1 protein-coding gene is annotated in these 295 nt (G+C 69.2%); it reads left to right on the top strand.

Annotated features, from left to right (window positions below):
- A partial coding sequence (locus tag QCD75_RS22040; protein ID WP_301231653.1) for a rhodanese-like domain-containing protein occupies positions 1-295 on the top strand: 295 nt, incomplete at both ends.

Raw genomic sequence — 295 nt, 5'->3', positions numbered from 1 at the left:
AGGCCTGGGAAGACAACCACGATGATCTGATGATCATCGACGTGCGCGGCGGCGCAGAATTCGATTCCCTGCACATCAAGGGCTCCTACCATGTGCCGCTTCCCATGCTCAGCGAGCACACCGAGGAATTCGCGGCCAAAATGGGCACCCGCGTGGTCCTGGTCTGCCAGTCCGGCAACCGGGCCGAGCAGGCCCGCAAACACCTGGACTCCGTCGGCCTGGCCGGCGCCAGCGTCCTGGCCGGGGGAGTCCCCGCCTACGCCGCCGCCGGCGGCACCGTGGTCCGCGGCCGCGG

Source organism: Arthrobacter sp. PsM3, assembly GCF_030433895.1.
Taxonomy (GTDB): Bacteria; Actinomycetota; Actinomycetes; order Actinomycetales; family Micrococcaceae; genus Arthrobacter.
The sequence above is the reverse complement of the archived record's forward strand: the minus strand, read 5'-3'. Positions and strand labels throughout refer to the sequence as shown.